The organism is Paracoccus sp. MBLB3053 (assembly GCF_031822435.1).
In the GTDB taxonomy this organism is placed as follows: Bacteria; Pseudomonadota; Alphaproteobacteria; order Rhodobacterales; family Rhodobacteraceae; genus Paracoccus; species Paracoccus aurantius.
Window position 1 is genome coordinate 75,166 of the sequence record NZ_JAVQLW010000002.1, and the last position, 22,310, is coordinate 97,475.

The window sequence follows — 22,310 nt, forward strand, 5'->3', positions numbered from 1 at the left end:
CCGTTGGCCGGGCGTTTTCGCCCTATGCCGCCAGCATCGCTCGGGCGCATTTCTCGCCGATCATCATCGAGGGCGCGTTGGTATTGCCGCCGATCAGCGTCGGCATGACAGAGGCGTCCGCGACGCGCAGGTTCGCGATGCCATGCACCTTCATCGAAGCCGGGTCCGTGACCGCCAAGGCGTCGCGACCCATCCGCGCCGTGCCGACCGGATGATAGACGGTCAGCGCCTCGGCCCGTAGATAGGCGAGGATTTCATCGTCGCTTTGCACCTCGGGTCCGGGCAGAATCTCACGCCCCTTCAGCCCTGCCATGGGCGCTGCGGCAAAAATGCGGCGGGCAAGCTTGATCCCCTCGACCAGCACCTGCGCATCATCCCCGGCCGAGAAGAACCGGTGATCAATCTGCGGCGCGAAACCGTCGCCCGCGCGGGCAATGCGGATTTCGCCCACGGATTTCGGGCGCAGGACGCAGGTATGGACCGCGAACCCATGGCCCCATTCGACCAGCCGCCCGCGATGGCTGCGATAGCCCGGCACGAAATGGAACTGCACATCCGGCAAATCGCTCGCCAGCGGCGTGCGGGCAAAGCCGCCCGCGACCACATAATTTGTCGAAAGCTCGCCCTTGCGGTTCGCTGCGAACAGAAACGGCGAGGGCAAGAGGCGGCGCAGGTTCGGCAGCGAAAAGCCCAATGTGCGGGCGGAATCGCTGCGGACCGTAATCATGCCATCGACATGGTCGCGCAGGTTCTGGCCGACACCCGGCAGGTCATGCGCGACCTCGATCGCCGCCTCGCGCAGCGCCGAAGCCGGGCCGATCCCGGATGCCATCAGCGCCATCGGCGTGCCGATCGCGCCCGCGCTCAGAACCACCTCGCCTTCGCAGGCGACCTGCTGTGTCTGGCCGTCGCGCGTGATCTCGATCCCGGCTACACGGCCATCGGAAAGGATCAGTCGCCTGAGTTCTGCGCCGGTCCATACGGTCAGGTTCTGTCGGTGACGTACCGGCTCCAGAAAGGCGTTATAGGCCGAAAAGCGCAGCCCGTTTCTTTGCGTCACGTCATAGACGCCCAGCCCCAGTTGCGACGGGCCATTGAAGTCATTGTTGCGCGGCAGGCCAAGGGCTTCCCCCGCCGCGATGAAATCCTGGCAGACCGGGTTCGGATCGGTCGGGCGGCTGACGATCAACTCGCCCGTGTTGCCATGCAGCGCGGGGTCCTGTCCGTTCTGATTGCGCTCAAGGTCCTTGAACACCGGCAGGACATCATCCCAGCCCCAGCCCGCGCAGCCCAGATCGCGCCATTCATCGTAATCCTCCGCCGCGCCGCGGATATAAAGCATCGAGTTCATCGAGGATGACCCGCCCAGCATCCGCCCCCGATTGACCGGGATGCGGCGGTTGTTCAATTCCGGCTGGGGCGTTCCGGCATAGCCGTAATCGAAGCGCGGGCGGCCATACATCGCCAGAATCCCGGCCGGGACCTTGACGCGCAGATCGCGGTCGCCGCCTCCGGCCTCAATCACCAACACGCGATGCGCCGGGTTCTGGGACAGGCGGTTTGCCAGCACGCAGCCCGCCGAGCCCGCGCCGATGACAATATAGTCAAAGCTCTCCATCATGCCTCGGGGATCGAATGGGTGACGCGCCCGCCACAGATGGTCAGGGCGATCCTGGCGGCATCGGCGCGATCGGAAAGCCCCTCCAGCGCGCCTTCGATCAGCACCAGATCGGCGTCGAATCCCTCGCGCAGCGCGCCGCGCCGGTCCTCGCAGAAATCGGCGTAAGCGCCGCCTGAAGTATAGGCTGCAAGGCATTCCTCCAGCGTCAGGCGCTGATCGGGCAGGTCATCGGCCCAGGGCTGACGGGTCAGGGCGCAATGGATCGCGTAAAGCGGCGAGATGGGCGAGACCGGCCAGTCGGTCCCAAAGGCCAAGGTCACACCGCGATCCCGGATCATCCGCCACGGAAAGGCCGTAGGCCAGCGCGACTTGCCCATGATCGTCACCGTCGGTTCCAGCGGCAGGCCCGCCGAGCCCGGCGGATGCACCGGCTGCATGGACGCCACAATCCCCAAGGGGTCCAGCCGGTCCAGATCCTCGGGCGTGATCGTGTCGATGTGCTCGAGCCGGTGGCGGGCGTCGCGCGGGCCATTGGTCTTGGCCGCTGCTTCATAGGCGTCGATGGTCGCGCGCACCGCGCCGTCGCCCACGGCATGGGTCGCGATCTGCAGGCCGCGCCGGTCGGCCTCGACGCAGATGGCGGTGAAATTATCCAGATCGAAAAGCGGGGCCGAGCGGAAGCCGGGCCGGTCGGGATAATCCGTCACCGTCAGCGCGGTCCAGGTGTCGAAGACACCGTCGAGCAGCATCTTGATGCGGCCGAAACTCAGCCAGCCGGGAACCTCGGGGCCATAGGCGTCGAGCCGGTCGATGCCCTCGGGGCCATCCTCGCCCCCGAGGCGCAGTGGCAGGCTGACCCGGACGGGCATCTCGCCGGCCAGCGCCAACTCGCGCATCAGCCCTGCCTGGTATTCGTTGCCGTCCATGTTCACCGCCGAGGTGATGCCGTGGCGGGCGCAGTAATCCCCGGCCAGGCGGATCACGTCGCGGTCATGGGCGCGCTCTTCCTCGGTGGGCGGCACGGCGGCGGGACGATAGGCGAGGCTGTCGCGCCCCTTCAGTATCGAGAGGTTGCGCACCCGCTTCATCGCCGCGAATTCGCGCAGCTCGCCCGTGGCCAGCCCATCCTCGCCCATGACGATCTCGGCACCGGGGCCGACATCCGCGCCCTGCAGGATGCCCGCAAGCTCAAGCGCGCGGGTATTGGCCCAAGCGCAATGCAGGTCGGTCGCAAGCAGGCAGATCGGGCGCTCGGCGCTGATCTGGTCCAGAAGATGGCGGTCTGGGCGGCGATCCTCGCCGAAGATGACGTAGTTCACCCCAAGGCCGAACAGGATCTCATCGCCCGGATTGGCGGCCATGAATTCCTCGAAGGCGGCCTTGGTCGCCTCGAACCCGAAGGTGCTGCCAAGGGGCAGCATCGACAGCGAGGCCCCGCCCATGAAGAGATGCAGGTGGCTTTCAACAAAACCCGGCAGCAGCTCGCGCCCGGCGGCGTCGATGACCCGGGTCTCGGGAGCGACATGCGCGCGAATGGCGGCGTCGTCGCCAAGGGCCAGGATGAGGCCATCGCGGGCCGCGATAGCGGTCGTTCCGGCAGGCGCGAATTGCGCGCGAATCCGCGCGTTCAGGATGACAAGATCAGCGGTCATGATGTTCCGAAAAGGTTTGCGGGGGCCGAAGCCCCCGCGTCAAGGTTATTGCAGAAGCTGGGTCCAGACCTTGGTGACAAGGTCCTGGGCCGCGGGCGAGCAGGTGCGCGAGAATTCGACCGGCACGTCGGGGTAAAGCTCGGGTGCTTTCTCCTTGGTGTAGACGACCTGCTCGGGGATCACCTTCATCGGCGACGAGTGTGCGTAGAAGTTCATCTGCGCGGTCGCGTTCTCTGGCGTCGACATGAATTCGATGAACTTGATGGCGTTTTCGCGGTTCGGAGCACCCTTCGGGATCACCATGCTGTCGATCCAGCCGACCAGGCCTTCCTTGGGCATGGCGTAATCAAGCTTCGCGCCGCCCATGCGGGCCTTGAGTTCCTCGCCGTCCCACCAGAAATGTGCCGCGACCTCGCCCGAGGCCAGGCGGCTGTCGATATTGTCCGAGGAATAGACGGCAACCGCCGGCTTCTGTGCTGCCAGCAGGTCGAGAACCTTCTTCATCTCGGATGGATCTTCCGAGCAGAACGGAACGCCGAGGTAAAGCTGGGCCGCCCCGACCACCTCGTCGGGATAGGACAGCATGGCAATCTTGCCCGCCAGTTCGCCATCGGGTTCAAAGAAGTATTTCAGGCTGTCCAGCGGTCCCTTGTACTGATCCGTATTCACTGCAAAGCCCGCGGTGCCATAGGCGACGGGAACCGAGTATTCCTGCGTCTCGTCCCACCACTGGTTGCGCCAGCGCTCGTCGATATTGTCAAAGGCTTTCAGCTTGTTCGCGCCGTAATTCTCGATCAGGCCTTCGTCGATCATGATGCGCAGGAAATGCTGCGAGGGGGTCGAGATGTCATAGCCCGAGGCACCCGCCTGCAGCTTTGTCAGCAGATCCTCGTTCGAGGTATAGCCGTCGACGCTGACCTGAACGTCGTTCTCCTTCGAGAACTTCTCGATCAATTCGGGATCGATCGAATCCGACCAGACATACAGGTTCAGCTTGCCCTCGGCCTGCGCGGCCGAAGCCAGAGCCATCCCCATGGCGGTGGCAAGAAGGTATTTTTTCATTTCAACTCTCCTGTTGGCTTTTCTTTTTTGGGTTAACTGTTTTCGCGACCGCCGCGTGCCGCGACCAGCAGCGCCACCGTCGCGAGAACCAGCGAGGCAAGGATCAATAGCGACGCGATGGCATTCAGTTCGGGCGAGGTGCCGGAACGGATCAGCGAGAAGATATAGACGGGCAGGGTAGTCGTGCCGCCCGAGCTGAGCATGTTCGAGGTGATGAAATCGTCCATTGAAATCAGGAAGGCCAGCATTGCCCCGGAAAACAGGCCGGGCAGGATCAAGGGCAGGGTAACGCGGCGGAAGGTGGTCCAGCGCGTGGCGTAAAGATCGGCCGCGGCCTCTTCGTAATCCATCGACATCCCCTGCAGGCGGGCCCTGATCGGCAGGAAGGCGAAGGGCGTGCAGAATGCCGAATGGGCAATGGCCAGCTTCAGCAAACCGTTCTGAACGCCCAGCAGCGAGAAGAGGATCAGCGTGGCGACGGCCAGCACGATCTCGGGCAGCAGAAGCGGCAGGTTGACCACTGTTTCAGAGAGTTTGCGGAAACGGACATTCTTGCCCCGCATGATCGCGAGCGCCGCCAGCAGCGCCACGGTGGTTGCGAACATGGTCGCGATGGCTGCGACCAGGAGCGAGGTCTTCAGCGCATTCATCAGGGCCGTGTTGTTCAGCGCCGAGCCATACCATTTGAGGGAAAACTGGGTCCAGACGCCGGTGATCTTGTTGTCGTTGAAGGAATAGACCACCACCACGACAAGCGGCAGATAGAGGTAGAGGAAGAAAAGGACGCTGAGCGGCCGCAGCCCCGGATAGCGTTTGACGTCGTGATGGGCGCTCATGTGGTGGCTCCCTTGGCAGTGGCGCGGCGGGCGGTAAGGATCAGGACGATGACAACGAAGGCAAGAAGCGTCATCGCGATGGCGGCACCGAAGGGCCAGTTCCGCCCGCCGCCGAATTGCAGCTGGATCAGAGAGCCCATCATCATCTGCTTACCACCGCCCATCAGCGTGGGCTCAAGCACGGCGCCAAGGGCAGGGACGAAAACCAGTATCGCGCCTGAAATGATGCCCGGCGCCGCCAGCGGCAGGATCACCCGGCGGAGTGTCACCCAGCGATTGCCATAAAGATCATGGGCGGCTTCGATCAGCGTGCCATCCAGCTTCTCGATCGAGGCAAAGACCGGCAGCACCATGAGCGGCATGTAGCTATAGACCATGGCCGCGAGCGTCGCGCCGTCGTTATACATGAAACTGAGGCCCGCAGGCGCGCCGAAGAATTCCACGAAGCGCGGGAGCGGCCCGTCGCGTCCCAGAATGATCATCCAGGCGTAGACGCGCAGGATCATCGACACCCAGAAGGGCAGGGTAACGAGATACACCAGAGCCGCCTTGCGCGCGGGGGGCTGATTGGCGATGAAATAGGCCATCGGCACGGCCAACACGAGGCAGAGCAGCGTCGTGGTCAGCGCAAGGCCGAGCGTGCGCAGGATGATCGAAAGATATTGCGGCGTGAATTCCAGTTCACCGCTCCATCCCTCATTGAAAAGGATCTGGCGATAACCGGTCAGGTCGAACCCCCAGTCGAAGCCGCCATAGGCGCCACGCGAGGCGACCGAGACGGCCGCGATAATGATCATCGGGACCAGTAGCGCGAATGCCATCAAGAGCCAGGATGGCAGGAGCCCCCAGAAGGGCAGATTGCGCCAGAAGCCGCGACCAGCGGGAGGATGGGACGGCTCTTGCATGGGCAGGCCGTGGTGCGTGGCATCGCTCATGATGCAAGTACCCGCGCCGAGGCCCTGGCGAAGCCGACGGGGACGGTGCTGCCCACCGCGATCGCATCGCCCTCGCGCGAGGCATTGCGGCGAGAAGCGCGAAATTCGACGCCATTCGCGGCCAGCAGGTAGTGGGTATAGCCGCCCATGTAATTCTTGTTCACGACCTGGGCCGAGAAGGCGGAGTCCTGCGCTTGGTCGCCGAGATTGATCTTTTCGGGGCGGATGGACAGCGTGCCACGCCCTTGCAGCGTGTCGCGAGGGGCCGGGACGGTAATGACCTGTCCGAACGGCGTGCGGATCGTCGCGTTTCCGGAAGCGGTTTCCAGCACGTCGACCTCAAGGAAATTGGTCTCGCCCACGAAATCCGCGACGAAGCGGTTCACAGGCTCTTCGTAGATCTCGGTCGGGGTGCCCAGTTGTTGTACCTCTCCGCTGCCCAGCACGGCGATGCGGTCGGACATGTCCAGGGCCTCTTCCTGGTCATGGGTGACAAAGACAAAGGTGATGCCGGTATCGCGTTGCAGGTTACGCAGCTCGTCGCGCATCGCCTGGCGCAGCTTCAGATCCAGTGCCGACAGTGGCTCATCAAGCAGCAGCACCTCGGGCTCGGGGGCAAGCGCGCGGGCCAGCGCGACGCGCTGGCGCTGGCCACCCGAAAGCTGCGCGGGCTTGCGCTTGGCAAAGGCCGACATGTGAACGCGCTCCAGCATCTCGCCGACGCGGGCGCGGATCCGGGCGCGCTCCCAGCCCAGGTTTTCCAGCCCGAAGGCCACATTCTGCTCCAGCGTCATATGCGGGAAAAGCGCATAGCTTTGAAAGACCGTGTTCACCCGGCGCTTGTGCGGCGGGATGTTCACCAGCTCCTGCCCCTTGAGCAGAATGGTGCCCCTGTCGGGCGTCTCGAAACCAGCGAGCATTCGCAAGAGCGTCGTCTTGCCGCAACCCGAGGGGCCGAGCATGGTGAAGAATTCGTTGTTGCGGATGGTGAAGCTGATCGATTTCAGCGCCTGATATGTTCCGAAATTCTTCGAGACATCTATGACGTCGACGGCGTTAGTCTGGCTCATCTGGCGACCTTGAGTAGCTTGAGGGGGCGCCGAAGCGATGCGGCGAGTGGGACCGATGCCCGAGCGGACCGCAAGGCGGCCACGGCGCAGCGTCCAGTAATATGATCGGGCAAGGGTTCCATAAGGTCTCATAAAAAGAAGAAAGCCCGCTTGCCATAAATGAGAAGTTTCAAAACCCTTGCTTAGGGTCAGGCGAAGAAGTTGAAAACGCACGACAAGTTAAAAATCGACCCTGCGGAGTCCGCGTTGTTGCTTGAAAAAAGGGCAAACTGCCCCGATCCTGCACAAACTGGTTGGCGCTGCTTTTGCCGGGCTAGGAACTCCCAGAGCGCTCGTGTAAGCGAAAGCCCTTTCCGAGGTTAGTGTTCGAGGCCTTCATGCCGCTCCGTTACACACTGAGACAGCTTGAGTATTTTGTGGCCGTGGGCACGACCGGGAGCATTGCTGCCGCCTCGCAGCAGGTGAATGTTTCCTCTCCGTCCATCTCGACGGGGATTTCGCAGCTTGAAGAAGAGTTGGGCGTCCAGCTTTTCGTGCGCCACCATGCCCAGGGGCTGACACCGACGGTCGCCGGTCGCAAATTGCTCGATCATGCCCAGATGGTGCTGCGCCAGGCGGCAGGGCTGCGCGACCTTGCGGGGGATCTGTCGGGCACGATCCGTGGACCTTTGGCACTCGGCTGTCTAAGCACCTTTGCCCAGATCGTTCTGCCGGGGCTGCGCCGCAGTTTTGTCGAACTCCATGACGAGGTCCGGATCAGCCAGCTCGAAGCGGATCAATCCGAGCTTTTTTCGCTGCTGCGCCAGGCCAAGATCGAAATGGCTCTGACCTATGATCTGGATCTGCCCCGCGATCTGCCTTTCGTGCCGATGATCGAACTGCCACCCATCGTCGCCATGAGCGAGGATCACCCGCTGGCGGGGGGCACATCGGTAACCATCGAGCAGCTTGCCCCCCATCCGATGGTGTTGCTGGATCTGCCCCATAGTGCGGATTATTTCCTGTCCTTCTTCGTCAATGCGGGATTGCGCGCCAATATCACCGAGCGCACCCGCGACATGGCCGTGATGCGTGGGCTTGTCGCGAATGGATTTGGTTACTCCATCGTGAATGTCCGTCCCTTTGCCGACCGTGCGCCGGACGGCAAGCCATTGCGGTTCCTGCCATTGGCGGGCAATCAGCGTCCGATGAAGCTAGGACTGCTGATGGCCTCGGCAACGGATCGGACACAACTTCACAAGGCCTTTCTGGCCTATGCGCGATCCTGGATCGAAGAGCGCAAGGGCCTGCTTTCGGGCGCTTCCGCGCGGGTCGATTAGGCTAACCCGAAGCGGGGCTTTCGGAAGCGCGAATTTTCATCTTTGCCGCTCCAGCTATGGTGACAGGACTTCAAAGGAGGCTGGATTGCGCGATCCCCGTTACGATATTCTGTTCGAACCCATGCAGATTGGTCCGGTCACGGCCAAGAACCGCTTCTACCAGGTTCCCCATTGCAATGGCGGCGGATATCGTGATCCCTCGGCCGCCGCCGCGATGCGCGGCATCAAGGCCGAAGGCGGCTGGGGCGTGATCTTCACCGAGCAGTGCGAGATGCACCACACCTCGGAAATCACCCCCTTCATCGAGCTGCGCCTGTGGGAAGATCAGGACATCCCGGCCTTGCGCCGCATGTCCGAAAAGATGAAGACCCATGGCGCACTGGCCGGGATCCAGCTGGCCTATTCGGGCATCAACGGGCCGAACCTTTACACCAAGGAAGTGCCGCTGGCCCCCTCGGCCCTGCCGATCCGCACCTTCACCAATGACCCGGTCCAGGCCCGCGCGCTTTCCAAATCCGAGATCCGTGACCTGCGCCGCTGGTTCGTGAACGCGGCCAAGCGCTCGAAACTGGCTGGCTTCGACCTGATCTGCCTTTACGGCGCGCATGGCTTCGGCATCTTCCAGCATTTCCTGAGCCGCGCCACGAACCAGCGGACGGACGAATATGGCGGCAGCCTGGAAAACCGCTCGCGCTTCGTGAACGAGGTTATTGCCGACATGCGCGACGCGGTTGGCGACACGATGGGCATCACGTTGCGCGTCAGCCTTGACGAAACCATCGGCGAGCTTGGCTTCTCGAACAACGAAGTCCGCGAATTCATCGAGATGAACCGCAACCTGCCCGACCTGTGGGACCTCGCCCAGGGCACCTGGGAAGACTGCTCGGGCACCACGCGCTTCAAGGAAGAGGCCGCGCAGGAACAGCTGGTCACGGGCATCCGCGAGCTTTCCGACCGCCCGGTCGTCGGCGTCGGCCGTTTCACCTCGCCCGATGTCATGGTGCGGATGATCAAGTCGGGCACGCTGGATTTCATCGGCTGCGCCCGCCCCTCGATCGCCGATCCATTCCTGCCCAAGAAGGTCGAGGAAGGCCGCATCGAGGACATCCGCGAATGCATCGGCTGCAATATCTGCGTCACCGGCGACATGACCATGTCGATCAGCCGTTGCACCCAGAACCCCACCTTCATGGAAGAATGGCGCAAGGGCTGGCACCCGGAAAAGATGAACGCCAAGGGCAGCAGCGACAACGTGCTGATTGTGGGTTCCGGTCCAGCCGGACTTGAGGCCGCATGGGCGCTGTCGCGTCGCGGCTATGACGTGGCGCTGGCCGAGGCCCGCACCGAGTTGGGCGGCCGTGTTTCCCGCGAAAGCCGCCTGCCGGGCCTGTCGGCCTGGGGCCGCGTCCGCGACTACCGCACCTATCAGCTGAGCCAGCGCAGCAATGTCGAGACCTATCTCGACAGCCGCCTGACGGCCGATGACATCCTGGAATTCGGCTTCCAGAACATTGCCATCGCGACCGGGGCAACCTGGCGCCGCGACGGCGTCGCCCGCCAGCACGTCGTGCCGATGAAGATCGATGCCGCGGCCAAGATCTACACCCCGGACGACCTGATGGACGGCAATGTCCCGGGCGGCAATATCGTGATCTTCGATGATGACCACTATTACATGGGCGGTGTCCTGGCCGAGCTCCTGGTCCAAAAGGGCGCCAAGGTCACGCTGATCACGCCCTCGGCCTATGTCTCGGACTGGACAAACAACACGCTGGAACAGGCGACGATCCACCGCAAGCTCGACGCGCTTGGCGTCGATATCGTCCTGAACCGCGGCGTTGCCGAGATTGCTGCCGATCACGTGGTTTCGGATTGCGTCTATACCGGCAAGACCCAGACCCATGCCGCCGATGCCGTGGTGATCGTCGCCGCCCGCGAGGCCAATGACCAGCTGTTCCACGACCTGTTGGCGCGGCAAGAGGAATGGGCCGATGCCGGCATCCGTTCGGTCAAGGTCTTTGGCGACGCCGAGACGGCGGGCCCGATCGCCTGGGCGACCTATGCCGGCCACCGTTATGCCCGGGAACTCGACGGCGAACCTATCGGGGATGCTTTGCCCTTCCGCCGCGAGATCACTGAGCTTGCGCCGGAACTCGCCCCAGAAATTGCCCCGGAACTTGTCGCGGAATGAACGCCCCCTATCCCGCCACGCTCGAAATCCTGGACAGGCTGGTGGCCTTCCCGACGGTCAGCGCCGAGAGCAATCTTGGCCTGATCGGCTATGCCGAGGACCTGCTGAAGACCGCGGGCTTCCAGACGTATCGGCTGCCCGCGTCCTGCGGGCGGAAGGCCGGGCTTCTGGCCCGAAGGGGCGGCGAGGGACCCGGGGGCGTGATGCTTTCGGCCCATAGCGATGTGGTTCCGGTCGCAGGCCAATCCTGGAGCCGCGATCCCTTCGCGCTGACCCAGGATGGAGAGCGGCTCTACGGGCGCGGCACCACGGATATGAAGGGATTTCTGGCCTCGATGCTGTCGCTGGCACAGCGGATGGGGGATCAGTCCCTTGCCGCGCCCTTGATGCTGGCGATTTCCTATGATGAGGAAGTCGGCTGCCGGGGCATTCAGGAGATGTTGCCAGGCATCGAGGCGCTTGGCTGGCAGCCGGAGCTTTGCATCGTGGGCGAGCCGACCGGCATGCGCCCGGCCATCGGACACAAGGGCAAGGCGGCAATGGTCGCGACTTGCCACGGCGAGGCGGGACATTCTGCCCAGGCCCCTCAATTCGTCAATGCCCTGCATTTGGCGGCCGATTTCATCTGCGCCCTGCGTGATATCCAGTCGGATTACGCGCTCTCACCGGTGTTCGACGCCAGCTACGACATTCCCTATTCGACAGTGCATGTCGGCAAGATGGCTGGGGGGCAGGCGCTGAACATCGTGCCCGAACATGCACGGATTGATTTTGAGCTCCGGCACCTCCCGGGCGACGGAATTCAAGCATTTCTCGAAGCGATCCGCGGCAAGGCCAACCAGATCGTGCGCGCGCTGCCCCAGGCTGATACGCGTGCTTCGATCGAGATCGATTTGACCAATGCCTATCCGGGGCTGGATATTCCGGCCAATGATCCGATCGTGAAACGGGTAGCCGGTCTTTGCGGCTCGGATCAGGTGACCAAGGTCGGCTATGGAACCGAGGCCGGTTACTTTGCCCAACTTGGTATTCCGACCGTGGTTTGCGGGCCGGGCGACATGGCCGAGCAGGGGCATATGCCGGATGAATTCCTGGCTCTGTCGCAACTGGCGCTTTGCGATCAGATGATGGACCGATTGGCCCGGGTTCAAACAGCATAGCGGCGACACTGGATCGCATGGCGTTCTGCTGACCGGTCGGCATATCCTTGCGCCTGTCAATCGTTCCTGCATCGCAGCAATGCGACATGAACGGACAAAAGGGCTTGTCAGGCTTGATCGGGTTCTGACGGTTGATCCAGTTGACGGGGTCCGTAGACCTTGCTTCTGCCGGTGCGGGACATTTCCGGAAGACAGGGCGAGCCATGGACCTGTCCGAGCTTCTGGCCAAGCACGATCAGAGAGACCTGCCCCCGCCGCATAGCTGAAGCTGGGGTTGCAGTCGAATCATCGTAGGGAAGAAGGATGTTGACGGGTTGGCGCAAACGGGGAATCGAGAGCGCGCTTTCCATCCCGGTTCGATTTTCACGGCTTCCTCGCGGCCCGCAAAACATCCGAGCAGGCCTTGGTGGCGGTCATCCAGCGTGAGGCAGGTCGCCATCGGTCCCAGACCGGTGTCGAACTGGATCGGTGGGGTGTCGACGCTTCAAAAGTGGCCGTTCGCCATCAGGCCAGGATCCATGCCGACTTCGATGGCTCGCTCTGGCTTGATGCCACCTATCTCGCGTGGCGCCCGGGCAGTTGGATCGTCCCGGTTGGCCATACTCGTCAAGACCGCCTATGCCGAAGGGCGGCGGAAGAACATCGGTCCGGGCATCAGCCCTTCACAGCCGTCGGCACGGGGTCGTTCAACGAACGCCCGCCTTGTCCCTTCGGTATGCGAAGCGTCCTGCTTATGCTGGCATCGAGTTACTGTCGGACGCTTTCGCCACTTCGTAACTGTCTTGGGTTTAATACCCATTTCGCGGCTCATCGCTGCGGTCGAAGCCTCAGATCATCCTTCCGATCGGAAGAAGGGACCGCAGCATAGAATCGTGGGATCAAATCCGCCAGGAACTCCGATAGATTCGGGCGAGCTGCGTGTTCGACCATATTCTTATTCTGGCTCAGACTGCTCGTCCCTGTCCCCGCCTGCTCGCGGCGCGGCAAATTTCAACTGCCCAAAAATCAATCGCGCGAGGTTCTTTGCGAACGGTCAAAGCACCGCACCGGTCATCCCGGATAATGACGGTGACACACCGTCGGTTATTGATTTGACGAATCAAATTTCACTGCTCGACAGTTCATGATGAGTGGCTGCCACTCACCCGGTTCATCATTGAAATTTTTCACGATTGCGTAAGGGTGTGAATGAAACCTGTTGGCTCTCGCGCATTTCCGCTCGCTGCGGCAATGCTGTTCCTTCTGGGGCAGGCCTATTTGATCCCCAAGGTTTTCAACTCGACAGACGGGCTGGATTTTCGGTTGATCTGGCTTTCGGGGAAATTATGGGCTCAAGGCATCGACCCCTATTCTTCCGAATTCGAAATAGCCTACGCCCGGATTTTCGGAAGCGGCCCGGAAAGCCATTTTTGGGTTTATCCGCCGTCCTGGCATCCATTCGCTGCGATCTTGTCATCTTTCGAATTCGGTCGGGCGGTTCAGATCTGGAACCTCTTCAACCTGTCGCTCCTGCATGGAGCATCCCTGCTGGCGGCTTTGGCGCTTCGTCCAGCGGGCGGCAGTTCGATGCTTGCACTTTATCTCATGCTTGTGGGCGTCGGTAGCCTCATGCAAGCGACGCCGGTCGCTCTGTCGATCGGTCAAACCTCGTTCATCCTGTATTTTTCCATCGCCCTCTTTGCCCTCAGTCTTCGCAAGGGCAGCATGGTGCTGATGATGGCCGCGATCATGATGGCCGGGTTCAAGCCAAGCATTGGTGCCGTCCTGTTCGTGGCTGCTCTCGCCCGTCCCGAGTTGCGTCTTGGCGCGCTCTTCGCAGTCCTGGCGCATCTCGCGGTTGCCGTAATCTCGGGGGTAAGCCATGGATTTGCGCGAGACTTTTATGGGTTTCTGTCGGCGCTTGCTCGATATTCAGACGAGGGAGGCCCGGCCAATGCGCCGCAAAACCTTGTCGGCATAACCCAGATTTTTGATCTTTTCGGAGGCCACGTCAGCGGCTTCCTCTTGATCGGCCTCGCTGGAGCGCTGGGGTTCGCAACAATCCGTTTCGTCGCGGATTTCGGTCGCTCGGTCCTGGCGATATGTGCCGTGATCGGCCTGCTGGTGGTGCCGCTTCACACCTATGATCTGACCTTTACCGTACTTGTACTGGGCGTTGCTGTTTCGACTTGGCCATCGCGATATTGCATTCTTGCAAGCGCAGGTTTTCTGCTTTTGTTCCGTCCAGAAAACTTTGCCCAGCTGTCGGGTGTCATGAACCCGGATGGAAGCATCTTCCCTGGAAGCCTGCTCGCGACAATCGGGCTGATCTGCGTCGCACTGGCCTCGGTCATCGGCCGGCGGCAGGTTGAGCATTATCACCAAAAAGCGGAAATATCATGAAAATCCATGATCTGCTCTGCCTGCACCTGCCAAGTCGGCCTTCAATCCATTGTCGCTGATCTAGACGGCCGCTTTGTGCGATCACCACGCGCGAGCAATGCTGCCTTTTGATGGCCTATTCCGATCGAGCGACGTCTTGGCTCGTCTTGATTTGCCGCCGTACCATCCGGTTCGTGCAGCGCCGCATTTTTCGATCGACGACCGCAACAGGTATCGCGGACTGACGTCTGCAATGCGCCAAGGGCCTTGAACTGGCGGCGTCTTGATGGCGGGTGCCTTCTGCCAGATACCTAGCTGCTTTCCGTGGAACCAGGCGCAAGACCAACTTGGGTCGCATGATCTGTTTGTGGCGGCGGCAGGTTCGCGACTCTCAATCCAGCCGCCAACATGCGTTGCGCGCCTAGCCAGGCTTCCTCGATGACCAATGCATGAGTGACATCGTCGATACCCTCGGCAAGAGCTGCCTCGACGACCTGCGCCGCATGTGCGGCATCCAGCGACGATGCGGGGAGAAAATGGCGGCTCAGACCGACCGACTGGAAAAAGCATTCCACCTTCTTGTCCCAGCCCAAGCCAACGATGGGCAGCGCGTAGGAATAGCCGACGATGCAGGCATGAAGCCGATGCGCGACCACTGCCCGGAAGCCGCCAATCATTTGCGCCAGTTCAATGGGACGCGTGGGAGCGTCAAGGAACTGGATTTCCGCCCGACGGGCCAATGGCTCACGTTTCGCCAATTCGTCCAGGATCGCCTTGTCTTCAGCGGCGCCATTGCAGAACAACCCGACGCGATGGCCGCTATCGGCAAGCCTGATCGCCAACTCGCCGAAGAAGTCGATCGTTGCGTCGATCTGCACGTTGGCTTCGCCATGATAGGTCAGGATTGCGGGTGACATGACGCCGATGCCGATCAGTGACGACGGCTTCCCCTGACCATAGCAGGCCCTTGCCAGGAGCCCGGGATCGCGCGTCAATTCTGCTGTCGGAAGATTCTCGTACTGGGTCGCCATTTGCTCGTTCCAGGAGGCCAGGGACATCTTGTCCCGCAACCCAGCGAAGCGCAGATCGCATTGGGCCAGTTCACCAAAAAGCTGGGCGCCGCGCGCCGACCAATTTCGCGACACCCCCGCCGCGTAGACGACTGTGGGGGTGTTGCAGGCGCGCAGGATGCGGCTGGCACCCGCGATCTTCATGCAGAAATTGAGATCAGCGTCGGAAAAGATTTGCCCCCCGCCCAAAATGGCAAGATCCGCTTGCTTCACCTCGGCCTTCCAATCTGCGGCCACCCGAGCCATCAGCCTTCGAAGACGCGCAACCACGAGGCGTTGACGCACGAACCGAGGCAGCCTGCTCAGCAGATTGATGAGCAGCATGCGGTTGCGCACCGTCACCTCGCCAAAATCTGTGCGTCCGGAAAGATCGACAGCCGAGAATTCCGCTGCGGGGCAAAGGCTTCGGAGCGCGTGGGCGAGGCAGTCAGAAATCACCCCATCGCCCAGGTTCGGGCTGTAGGGCACGGCAAATTGCACGATCCTGAACCTTTTTCGCGCTCGGCCTGAACCGGCTCTTCGCGCGCCATAATCTGCAGAATCCATGGTGATGCTCTCTGGCCGGATAACAGGTCGAGGCGGATCGATACCGATCATGGGTATCGAATGGAGACCTGTCTAGGCTGCTACGCGCACCGATCCCCGTTCATTCGTTCGGTGCGCGGAAAACAGACACGGCCATGTCGCAAGATCACGAACGGAGCTAGGTCATGTTGGTCGATGAAGACCGAGAGAGCTTCGGCGATCTTGTCGTGCCGGGTGGCGCGCGTTCTTCAGCTTGCTGAAGCGTCGCCCGACAAGGTTACGCAGTTGCTAGCGCGGTCGGTCGACCGCGACGCACAGCTTGCGGGAGTTCCGCATATCGTCAGGGTCAGGGCCGCAGTCGGTCAGCGGAACGTGAGGATCGGGGGCCGACGCTCGACCACTTGCCGAATTCGTCCGGCAGGGCCCGCAATCGAGATCCTGTGGGTGCGATCCGGAAAAGGCCACCCGAGACAAGATCGTGGTTCAGGGGCTTGCGGCCGATCGGGGCGCGGCCGGCCAAGATGAAGCGCCCAAGCAACGCCCATTCCGCGGCCGAGATGAGGTGTCATGCCAAGCTGATCTCCATCGCAGATACCAACCCTGACTCGCGCTTGGCCGCCGCAGCGATCCCCTTTGTCAGAACGACCACGGTGTCACCGGCTGCGGGAATGCGCAGATCGCCCGTCAGGACAAAGGGGTCGTCCCCCCGCGTTCGCCGCGGAACCGCATCATTCATCCTTCATGCGTGCGTTCGCCGACCCCCAACCGTCCCGCCATACGCACCAGGTCCGCCAAGGTGCGCGCCTCCATCTTCTTCATGGCCGAGGCACGATACAGTTTCACGGTGATTTCGCTCAGGCCCAGCTCATAGGCGGCCTGCTTGTTCAAAAGCCCTGCCGTGATCAGACCCATCACCTGCCGTTCACGCTCGGACAAGGCATTGTAGCGATCGCTCAGGCCCGAGGCCTCGTTTTCAGCGTCGCGGCGCAGCCGATCACGGGTAATCGCGTCACTGACCGCGTCGAGCAGGTCCTGATCGCGAAAGGGTTTGCTCAGGAAGTCGACCGCCCCTGCCTTCATCGCGCGGACCGACATGGGCACGTCTCCATAGCCCGTCATGATAATGACCGGCAGGCGAATTCCGAGATGCTCCAGCCGGGTCTGGAAATCGAGGCCGCTTGCGCCTTGCAGCCGCACGTCGAGCAGCAGGCATGAGGGGACATCGGGCAGGGGCTCAGCAAGGAAGCTTTCGGTGCTGGCATGGCAATGGCTGCGAAACCCGACCGAGCGCAGCAAGGTGTCGATCGCTCCGCGCAGCAACGCGTCATCATCGATCACATGAACCGCGGATTGCTGGTCTGACATGCCAACCTCATCCATTACGGGCAAAGAGGATACGCAAGAAGAACCGGCATGTCATATTGAATTTCTGCCCAGATCATTGCGCCCGACCGCCCGACCGACGCATCGCAGCAGGTCCTGATCGTCGAAGGGTTTGCGCAGGAAACAAACCGCCCCTGCAAGCATGACCTGTTCGCGCAGGCTGGGCTGGGGATAAGCCGTCATGATCAGCACCGGTATCGCTGGATGCGCGACCCGCAGGTGAAGTTGAAGGTCAAGCCCGCTCAGCCCCGGCAATTGAATGTCGGTCAGCAAGCAATGCGGGACAGAGGAGCCCAGACTTTCCAAGAATGCCTCGGCTCTGTCGTAAAGCGTGACGTGGTAATCCTCCGAGCGAAGCAGGCTCGAAAGGCCACGCCGGATCGCATCGTCGTCATCGACGATGGCTATGTGCGGACCTGCGTCCATGCTTGCTATGTCGCCCCCTTCCGTGTGACCCCATGCAGCGGGTCCACCGCAAGCCTGTCAACCGTGCGGGGCCATTGCTGCCAAGGGCCTGGTTCCAAAACTGTTGTCGAAACCCGAGCAGGGCAATTATACTTTGGTTCAGTCGCCCAATTCGGCAGCTCTGGAGCATGCGCGAGCGGTCAATCGGCGGCTCCAATGTGCCAGTCTCGGGGCAGGTCGATGCGTCAGGTTTTCACTCTCTGGCCGACAGAGGGCCATGCGGCCCCGCAGCGCAGGATCGCGCCGGACGGGCTTCCGGCATGGGCCAGCGACCCTGGCCCTGCCGCGCAGACCCTGCGCTGGACGCGACAGGATTGGCTGTTTCTCGGCCTTGCCGCCCTCCCGGTTCTGGCATTGGGTCTGCTGGTCGCGGAGGGCGTTCACCTAAGCCTCGCCTCGGTCCTGATCTGCAGCTTTGCGATCGGGCTTGCCGCCTTTGCCATCAGCACCCATCGCCGCCAGATCTCGGCGCTGCAGGGGGAACTGGCGGATGCGCGGCGCTGGAACGACACCTTGTTCCAGCGCAGCGGCATCTCACTTTGGCGGGAGGATTGGTCGCATGCCCGAGATGCCGTTGAGGATTTGATGCGGCGCGGCATACGTGACATGCAGTCCCATTTTGCTGCCCATCCTGATGAGCTTCGCGCGATCCGGCGCCGCGTCACCATCAAGGATGTGAACGATTTTGCCATCCTTCGCGCCGGGGTCGAGAGCAAGCAGCAATTACTGGGCACGCTCGATCAGCTTCTGCCGGACACGGACCAGACCTTCGTGCAATGGCTCGTGGCCTTTGCAAACGGGGACGACTTCTACCGCTCCGAGACCCATATCACCATGCCCGACGGGCAAGAGGTGGATACGCTATTCACGGCAGGATTGCCGAAGAACCGGCGGGAATTCGAAGATATTCTGGTCAGTGATCTGGACGTGACCGAGTACAAGTCAACACAGGCTCGCTTGGCGCAGGCCGAACAGGATCTGGCCCGTGCCGTGCGGGTCAGCACGATGGGCGCCCTGACGGCCTCGATCGCGCATGAGGTGAATTCGCCTCTGGCCGCGATCGTCTCAAGCTCAGAAGCAGCGTTGCGCTGGCTCAATCGCGACAAGCCTGAACTGAGCGAGGCCCGCGAGGCGATCGGCAATGCACTGGCCGCCGCCACCCGCGCCAAGACCGTGGTCGAGCAGACCCGCGCCTTCCTGAGCAATACCAGCACCACAACTGCACCGCAGAACATGGCGACAATCACGCGGGACAGCGTGCTGCTGATCGAGCGCGAGCTGCGCGCCCATGGCGTCTCGGTGCATATCGATGCGCCCGAAGAGTTGCCCTTGGTCATGGCTGACCGGGTGAACATGCAGCAGGTCATGGTGAACCTGTTGATGAATGCTGCGCAGGCGATGAAGGACAGCCCCGGCAAGCGTGACCTCACGATCGCGCTTCGTCCCGAGGGTGACAGCGTTCGAGTCGAGATCCGGGACAAGGGTCCGGGCATTCCGGCGGATCATCTGCATTCGGTATTCCAGCCCTTCTACTCGACGCGCCAGGGTGGAATGGGCATGGGACTCGCCATATGCAAAAGCTGCATCGAGGCGCATGGCGGACGGATCTGGGCCAGCTCTGCGCCGGATCACGGCGCGGTCTTCCATTTCGAATTGCCGATGGCGCCGCCCTAGGCCACGCGCGCTGTTCTTTCGCTTCGGGCATTGGCGAGCGCCCAGTCCAGCGCATAGTCGGCAACCGTTTCCCACCCTGCATCTAGACAGGTCCAATGCGACCGACCGGGAAAGATCTTCAGATCCGTCCGCGAAGGGGCGCGGCTTTGCTTTCGCCAGATCGCCGCAGTCATCTTCGCATCCGCGATCAGGTCCAGTTCGCCACCGATCAGCAGCAGCGGTGCGCGATCGGGATTGTCCCAACGGATCTTGATCGGATTTACCACGCCGTTCCAATAGACCCGGCCTGGCGTCGGAACGATATAGCGGTCGTAAAGTGCGTCAACCTGATCCCTGCGCGCGGTTTGGGCAAAGCGTGTCGCAAAAAATTTGCGCGACATCACCTTGGCCTTGCGCCAACTGAACGAGTCGGAAAAGACCGGCAGAGCCGAGCGGATCGCATGGGGATAAAGCGGCACACCGGGCGTCGGCGCGGGATTGATCGCCACCCCGGCAGCCCCAAGCCCGCGGTCCAACAGGTGCTGGACGAACACGCCCCCCAGAGAATGCCCGATCAGGATCGGAGCCTCGGCCAGTTTCGAAATCCGTGCAGCATAGGTGTCCACGATATGGCGCTGGTTGACATAAGCGAGCTCAGGTCTGGGATAGGCACGCAACTCGGGCGGGCTGCGTTCGTCATGAGGCCAGTCCGGGCTGATGACCCTATGACCTGCAGCCTGATAACGTGCCTTGAAGTTTTCCCAGCTGAGCGAATTCAGCCAGGCGCCATGGATCAGCATGATGGTGCTCGACATGCGGCCCTCCGGTCAGGCTAGGGGCGATTTCGCGCGGTTGCGCAGGGTGCTCGCGATCGGATCGGCGGCCCGTCCGGGAACCTGATGCCGCCGACCATATGCCAATTGCGGCAGGATCATCAGATGCGGGCCTATCCAGCGCCGGCTCGGCGCGAACCGGTTCGGTGCCGGAAAGGCGATCCCGCAATCTCGGTCTATGACCCGCATGGGGATGGGGCGTGCGGCAAGATCGCCCCCCGAACCCTCTGTGCCGGCGAAAAGATCCACGTCCGCGTGCTCATGCAACAGGTGCAGATGGGTCACGGGCGGGACGCGGAATTCCTGCGCCAGAGCACCCAGGAATCCCCCCAGCCAGTCGACGAATATGTGGTGCGATCGAATGCAAAACTTGATCGGCTTGCCCGGCCCCAAGGTGCGATAAGCGCGCCTCCGGCCCATGGCTCCAACAAGGCGTATGGCGCTGGTCCGGGCGGCTCGAAAGGCTGCGGGGGCGTACATGGCATCCTCCTCGGGTTGGGTCGGGCGTTGGACGGTCCGAACGCGCCGGTAGCGAGACCCTCCGACCGTCCGGCCGCGCGATATTTTGGGCTATGGGTGGCAGAGCTTCGCTTCTTCTGTTCTCGGTTCATCTTGAAAGCCCATCGAGCCATTCTGCGAAAGTACGCCGCGCGGCGTCGGCCAGGGCATCTCCACAGCGTTCGGCATCCGCGCGCAGCTCGGCGGGATTGATGCCCGCTACAGCGATTTCATGGGCGTAGCCGACCAGCCAGCGCTCGAAGCCGGGACCACGTTCGACTTCCGGATGGAATTGCAGTCCCAGAACCTGCGACCCGATCGCAAACGCCTGCGAGGCTAGATTCTCTGCGCCTTTCGGCAGTTCGTAGGTATCCCCATGCCAATGCAGGACGAGCACGTCTTCAAGATGGCGTAGGGCGCTCAACTTTCCCGTCTGGGAAAGCCGGATGGGTGCGAAGCCAATTTCCTTCACCTTCGCGGGGAACACCTTGCTTCCCAAGGCCGCCGCAACCAACTGTGCGCCCAGGCAAATACCTAGTGTGGGAAGGCCACGGGCAAGGCGGGCCGCGATCAGGTCCATTTCGTGCGACAGGAATGGATAGGCGGTCGTCTCATAGGCACCAACTGGTCCGCCAAGGACGATCAGCAGGCCCGGTTCCAACGGGTCGAACTCAAGGAAATCCCGATCGCCAACCGTGCTGTAGCGCAGCGCATAACCGCGCTCGGAAAGCGGGCGTACGAAGCTGCCCAGATCCTCGAAATGGACATGCCTGATCGCCAATGCGGTGTTCATGATCAAGCTACGGTCACAAGCGCCATGACATGCAGGCCGCGGTCAGTTTCGTCATTGGGCATGGTCTTTTCCCTAATTCTCGGTCGCGACCTGTTGCGCCTTGGCGTAGCTCTCGGCAACAGCCGCATAGTTCGGGGCAGCCAGTCCATAGAGAACAGCCAAATCCGCAGCCTCGGGGCGCGCCCATGTCCTGTGGGTTTCGGAGAGCAATGCATTTGTCGTGGTGGGAATGACCCCCCCCTGCACAAATCGCGCGAGGCTGGTCCGAGATGCCATTTCGCTTGGATCGCCTGATGCGTCGATGACCGCATAGACATTGTAGCCGGCCAGCTTTGCGTCGAGCGCGGGAAACATGACGCAGACGCTTGTCCATACCCCGGCCATGACCAGAGTCTTGCGGCCAGTCGCGCGCACTGCCTCCACAAAATCCGCGTTGTCCCACGCGTTCACCTCACCCTTTCTCGGCACATAGACGGCATGGGGGGCGAATTCGTGGATCTCGGGCATCAGCGGTCCGTTGGGCCCGTTCGGCTCGGAAGCCGTCGTGATGACCGGAATGTCGAGAAGCGTAGCAAGCCTTGCCATCGTGGCGGCATTTGCCCGCAGATCGGAAATGCCTATGTCCTTGACGGTCTGGAACAGACCCGTCTGGTGATCCAGCATCAGGAATACAGTATCCCCCGGATCAAGAAGCGCGGCACCGCCGCCTGTCGGAAGGACGCTCGATTTGCTGTCCTGGGCCTGGGCTTGCAAGCCGTCTGAGAAGGCGACGGCGACAAGCACCAGCAGCGAGAGAACGAGATTGCGAGGGCTGACCATGTCCGGTCCTTTTCGGTTGCGAGGGCCCCCGGCGAAAGCGCTTCGGTCGCGCCTCGAGATTGCG

The 22,310-nt window shown here is 62.0% G+C and carries 19 protein-coding genes and 1 pseudogene; 5 read left to right on the forward strand and 15 right to left on the reverse strand.

The features are described 5' to 3' along the window. Positions 1-22: 22 nt before the first annotated feature. Genes RGQ15_RS14565 through RGQ15_RS14590 form a run of 6 tightly spaced genes read right to left on the reverse strand, consistent with a single transcriptional unit; the run spans position 23 to position 7,176 of the window. A complete protein-coding gene (locus RGQ15_RS14565) occupies positions 23-1,618 on the reverse strand; it encodes a GMC family oxidoreductase (RefSeq protein WP_311161195.1) in 1,596 nt (531 codons plus the stop codon). Beyond that, positions 1,618-3,273 (reverse strand): amidohydrolase, encoded by a 1,656-nt coding sequence (locus RGQ15_RS14570; RefSeq protein WP_311161196.1) that lies wholly within the window; start codon positions 3,271-3,273, stop codon positions 1,618-1,620. Before RGQ15_RS14570 ends, RGQ15_RS14565 begins: the two co-directional genes overlap by 1 nt. A gap of 45 nt (positions 3,274-3,318) precedes the next feature. Beyond that, complete coding sequence (locus RGQ15_RS14575) at positions 3,319-4,335, reverse strand: extracellular solute-binding protein (protein ID WP_311161197.1); 1,017 nt, start codon at positions 4,333-4,335, stop codon at positions 3,319-3,321. Between the two features lie 32 nt (positions 4,336-4,367). After that, positions 4,368-5,171: an ABC transporter permease gene (locus RGQ15_RS14580; RefSeq protein WP_311161198.1), complete on the reverse strand. Its 804-nt coding sequence runs from the start codon at positions 5,169-5,171 to the stop codon at positions 4,368-4,370. Further along, complete coding sequence (locus RGQ15_RS14585; protein ID WP_311161199.1) at positions 5,168-6,106, reverse strand: ABC transporter permease; 939 nt, start codon at positions 6,104-6,106, stop codon at positions 5,168-5,170. Before RGQ15_RS14585 ends, RGQ15_RS14580 begins: the two co-directional genes overlap by 4 nt. Continuing rightward, positions 6,103-7,176 carry an ABC transporter ATP-binding protein gene (locus tag RGQ15_RS14590; protein ID WP_409201343.1) on the reverse strand — a complete coding sequence of 358 codons (1,074 nt, stop codon included), beginning with the start codon at positions 7,174-7,176 and terminating at the stop codon, positions 6,103-6,105. The genes RGQ15_RS14585 and RGQ15_RS14590 overlap by 4 nt, the downstream gene beginning before the upstream one ends. A gap of 377 nt (positions 7,177-7,553) precedes the next feature. Here RGQ15_RS14590 and RGQ15_RS14595 point away from each other — a divergent pair, with 377 nt between their 5' ends. The 4 genes from RGQ15_RS14595 (at position 7,554) to RGQ15_RS14610 (ending at position 14,228) form a co-directional block, all read left to right on the forward strand. Then, the gene (locus RGQ15_RS14595) at positions 7,554-8,495 is read left to right on the forward strand and encodes a LysR substrate-binding domain-containing protein (RefSeq protein WP_311161202.1); all 942 of its coding nucleotides are present in this window, start codon (positions 7,554-7,556) and stop codon (positions 8,493-8,495) included. Between the two features lie 85 nt (positions 8,496-8,580). Beyond that, positions 8,581-10,686: an FAD-dependent oxidoreductase gene (locus tag RGQ15_RS14600; RefSeq protein WP_311161203.1), complete on the forward strand. Its 2,106-nt coding sequence runs from the start codon at positions 8,581-8,583 to the stop codon at positions 10,684-10,686. Beyond that, positions 10,683-11,846: an acetylornithine deacetylase gene (gene argE, locus RGQ15_RS14605; protein WP_311161204.1), complete on the forward strand. Its 1,164-nt coding sequence runs from the start codon at positions 10,683-10,685 to the stop codon at positions 11,844-11,846. Before RGQ15_RS14600 ends, argE begins: the two co-directional genes overlap by 4 nt. Before the next feature lie 1,188 nt (positions 11,847-13,034). Beyond that, positions 13,035-14,228, forward strand: coding sequence for a hypothetical protein (locus tag RGQ15_RS14610; protein WP_311161205.1), 1,194 nt, complete (start codon positions 13,035-13,037; stop codon positions 14,226-14,228). A 290-nt stretch (positions 14,229-14,518) separates the two neighbouring features. Here the strand turns inward: RGQ15_RS14610 and RGQ15_RS14615 are convergent, their stop codons facing one another. The 5 genes and pseudogenes from RGQ15_RS14615 to RGQ15_RS14635 form a co-directional block, all read right to left on the reverse strand. Further along, the gene (locus tag RGQ15_RS14615; protein WP_311161207.1) at positions 14,519-15,757 is read right to left on the reverse strand and encodes a polysaccharide pyruvyl transferase family protein; all 1,239 of its coding nucleotides are present in this window, start codon (positions 15,755-15,757) and stop codon (positions 14,519-14,521) included. A gap of 146 nt (positions 15,758-15,903) precedes the next feature. Continuing rightward, positions 15,904-16,361 (reverse strand): annotated as a pseudogene (locus tag RGQ15_RS14620) (hypothetical protein). Positions 16,362-16,367: 6 nt separating this feature from the next. After that, positions 16,368-16,538: a hypothetical protein gene (locus RGQ15_RS14625; protein ID WP_311161209.1), complete on the reverse strand. Its 171-nt coding sequence runs from the start codon at positions 16,536-16,538 to the stop codon at positions 16,368-16,370. Then, a complete protein-coding gene (locus RGQ15_RS14630; RefSeq protein WP_311161210.1) occupies positions 16,535-17,167 on the reverse strand; it encodes a response regulator transcription factor in 633 nt (210 codons plus the stop codon). The genes RGQ15_RS14625 and RGQ15_RS14630 overlap by 4 nt, the downstream gene beginning before the upstream one ends. Before the next feature lie 51 nt (positions 17,168-17,218). Further along, the gene (locus tag RGQ15_RS14635; RefSeq protein ID WP_311161211.1) at positions 17,219-17,611 is read right to left on the reverse strand and encodes a response regulator transcription factor; all 393 of its coding nucleotides are present in this window, start codon (positions 17,609-17,611) and stop codon (positions 17,219-17,221) included. Positions 17,612-17,830: 219 nt separating this feature from the next. On the opposite strand from RGQ15_RS14635, the gene RGQ15_RS14640 reads away from it, so the two are divergent. Beyond that, positions 17,831-19,324, forward strand: coding sequence for a sensor histidine kinase (locus RGQ15_RS14640; protein ID WP_311161213.1), 1,494 nt, complete (start codon positions 17,831-17,833; stop codon positions 19,322-19,324). Here RGQ15_RS14640 and RGQ15_RS14645 read toward each other — a convergent pair. From RGQ15_RS14645 to RGQ15_RS14660, 4 genes are all read right to left on the reverse strand, one after another. Further along, complete coding sequence (locus RGQ15_RS14645) at positions 19,321-20,118, reverse strand: alpha/beta hydrolase (protein ID WP_311161215.1); 798 nt, start codon at positions 20,116-20,118, stop codon at positions 19,321-19,323. The genes RGQ15_RS14640 and RGQ15_RS14645 overlap by 4 nt on opposite strands. A 12-nt stretch (positions 20,119-20,130) precedes the next feature. Next, entirely contained in the window at positions 20,131-20,616 is a 486-nt protein-coding gene (locus tag RGQ15_RS14650; RefSeq protein WP_311161217.1) for a hypothetical protein, read from the reverse strand. A gap of 127 nt (positions 20,617-20,743) precedes the next feature. After that, positions 20,744-21,427: a glutamine amidotransferase gene (locus tag RGQ15_RS14655; protein ID WP_311161218.1), complete on the reverse strand. Its 684-nt coding sequence runs from the start codon at positions 21,425-21,427 to the stop codon at positions 20,744-20,746. Positions 21,428-21,499: 72 nt separating this feature from the next. After that, on the reverse strand, positions 21,500-22,246 hold the full coding sequence (locus RGQ15_RS14660) for an isochorismatase family protein (RefSeq protein WP_311161219.1): 747 nt from the start codon (positions 22,244-22,246) through the stop codon (positions 21,500-21,502). Between the last annotated feature and the right edge of the window lie 64 nt (positions 22,247-22,310).